Below are 2,193 nucleotides of genomic sequence, written 5' to 3'. Positions count from 1 at the left end.
GAATTCAGGCTGCCCCAGATGTGGCGTTTGGATACTATTGGGGGTCTCGTCGAGGTCGGGCCGTAGTGGTCACACCCGCCTGATCTACCGCGCTTGAGCTAGGCTGGGTCAGTGAGTCTCAGAATTCTTGGCGGCAGTGCCAAAGGCCGCAGCCTGACCGTGCCGGAAAGTGCCCGGCCCAGCGGCGCGCGCATTCGTAAAAGCCTGTTCGATCTGCTGGCGGCCCGCGCCCCTGCCGGACGGTTTCCGGCTTTTCTGGACCTGCACGGCGGCAGCGGGGCCATCGGGCTGGAAGCGGCCAGCCGGGGCCACCGCGTGACCCTGATCGAAAAGGAACTGCGGGCCAGCAAAGCCATCGAGGGCAACGCCCGTGCCCTGGGCCTTCAAGTTACCGTGCTGCGCGGGGAGTCCGAGAAACTGCTGCCCCAGCTCGGAAAATTCGACCTCGTGTTCAGTGACCCGCCCTATGAAGCTGATATTCCCAAACTGACGGCCCTACTAATTCACGCTGACCTGCTGCGCCCCGGCGGCCTGCTGATTTGCCAGCACCCCACTCAGGTGACTCTCGGCGCTTTTCCGGGCTACGAGCTGGAAACGCGCAAATACGGCAGCAATGTGCTTAGCCTGTATACGCGGCATGAACCCGGGGCCGAGCCGCTAGAGTCTGGCCGTCACCAATCCGGCGCCCATGAATCCGCTAGTGTGGGCGAAGAATGAACGCCGTTTTTCCTGGGTCTTTCGACCCCCTCACCAGTGGGCATATGGACGTGCTGATCCGTGCCAGCCGCATTTTCGACCACGTGACCCTCACCGTGATGCACAATGCCCGCAAGCAGGGAAGACATCTGTTTACCCTGGAAGAAAGGCTGGATATTCTGCGCGGAGCCACCGCTCACCTGCCCAACATAGCCGTGGACAGCTTTGGCGGGTTGCTGGTGGACTATATGGCCCAGCAGCAAAAGGGCATCATTATCCGGGGGCTGCGGGCCGTCAGTGACTACGAGTATGAGTTGCAGATCGCGCATCTTAACCGCCAGATCGGGGAAGTCGAAACGGTCTTTATCATGGCGGCGACCCGCTGGAGCTTCGTATCAAGCAGCATGGTCAAAGAAATTGCCAGTTACGGTGGTGACATCAGTGAGATGGTGCCCCACATCAGCGCTGAAGCTCTCAGGAAAAAATTTGCCGAGGTCTACGCCGAACGCGCCCAAACCAGTGGCGGCGCGGCCCAATCCGGTTGAGTGCCTACCCCGTCTGATACGGGTGGCGCTAAATGCCAGCGCAGTGGGGAAGCGCGCAGACCCCTTACCCGATCAACAGTTTGGGCCGGAAGCGCAGGGCATCGGCGGCCACCAGATGCGCCGGAATACCATTGACATGATTGATGGCCCGCTCGGGTGGGACGCCGTGCAGGTGCCCGTACACGATCAGGTCGGGCCTGGCCCCCTTGATCACCTCCGTCAGTGGGTTGGCCGGGTAAGGCGGCGAGGCAGGCGGGTAATGCAGCATCATAATCAGGTGGTCGCCGTCTTGGCGCAGCTTGTGGGCCGCCTGCACGCTCAGGCTCAGGCGTTCGGCCTCGCGCAGCAGCAGGCGCTGGTCTTCTTCGCTGAGTGGTTCGTGTCCCGGTGTCAGCCAGCCGCGTGAGCCGCACACCACCACATTCCCGATTTTCACGGCGTCGTTGACAATCGCTAGCTGATCCCCGGCCAGCGCGGCTCGCAGCTTGGAGGCCGTGGGCCACCAGTAGTCGTGGTTCCCGCGCAGCAGCACCTTTTTACCGGGCAGGGTGCTCAGGATGTTCAGGTCGACCAGCGCGTCGGGCAGCCGCATGGCCCACGACAGGTCGCCGGGCAGCAGCACCACATCGTCCTCGCGCACCAGCTCGCGCCACGCCGCCCAAATGGCGTGCGGGTGACCGGCCCAGTGCGGCCCGAAAATGGTCATAGGCTTGGGCGTCACGCTGGACAGGTGCAGGTCGGCAATGGCAAATACGCGCATAAGGTCACCCGCAGGGGGCCAGCAGGAGGAAGGCGGAAGAGAGGAAACAAAAAAACCTCCCGGTGGGGGGGAGGTTTGCTGCTCGTGGTCGGGGCGAGAGGATTCGAACCTCCGACCCCGTCGTCCCGAACGACGTGCGCTACCAGGCTGCGCTACGCCCCGTCAACCACGGCCCCGGTCTTGCTACGGGAG

Annotated in this window: 3 protein-coding genes and 1 tRNA gene; 2 read left to right on the top strand and 2 right to left on the bottom strand. The window is 63.1% G+C overall.

The features are described from left to right. Positions 1-111: 111 nt before the first annotated feature. Positions 112-717 (top strand): RsmD family RNA methyltransferase, encoded by a 606-nt coding sequence (locus QZ269_RS12710; RefSeq protein ID WP_291427068.1) that lies wholly within the window; start codon positions 112-114, stop codon positions 715-717. Beyond that, a complete protein-coding gene (gene coaD / locus QZ269_RS12705) occupies positions 714-1,241 on the top strand; it encodes a pantetheine-phosphate adenylyltransferase (RefSeq protein ID WP_291427067.1) in 528 nt (175 codons plus the stop codon). The genes QZ269_RS12710 and coaD overlap by 4 nt, the downstream gene beginning before the upstream one ends. 64 nt (positions 1,242-1,305) lie before the next feature. On the opposite strand, the gene QZ269_RS12700 is transcribed toward coaD, so the two are convergent. Both QZ269_RS12700 and QZ269_RS12695 read right to left on the bottom strand, forming a co-directional pair. Next, complete coding sequence (locus QZ269_RS12700) at positions 1,306-2,001, bottom strand: metallophosphoesterase (protein ID WP_291427066.1); 696 nt, start codon at positions 1,999-2,001, stop codon at positions 1,306-1,308. Positions 2,002-2,086: 85 nt separating this feature from the next. After that, positions 2,087-2,163: transfer RNA gene (locus tag QZ269_RS12695), tRNA-Pro, on the bottom strand. Positions 2,164-2,193: the final 30 nt, after the last annotated feature.

It is taken from the genome of Deinococcus sp., assembly GCF_018260405.1.
Classification (GTDB): domain Bacteria; phylum Deinococcota; class Deinococci; order Deinococcales; family Deinococcaceae; genus Deinococcus.
Note: the sequence above shows the minus strand (reverse complement) of the source record. Positions and strands in the feature narration are given on the sequence as shown.

What these genes read in the sequence shown, in the direction of transcription:
- coaD (WP_291427067.1), top strand. Translation starts at nt 714, where the DNA reads ATGAACGCCGTTTTTCCTGGGTCTTTCGACCCCCTCACCAGTGGGCAT.
- QZ269_RS12700 (WP_291427066.1), bottom strand. Translation starts at nt 2,001, where the DNA reads ATGCGCGTATTTGCCATTGCCGACCTGCACCTGTCCAGCGTGACGCCC.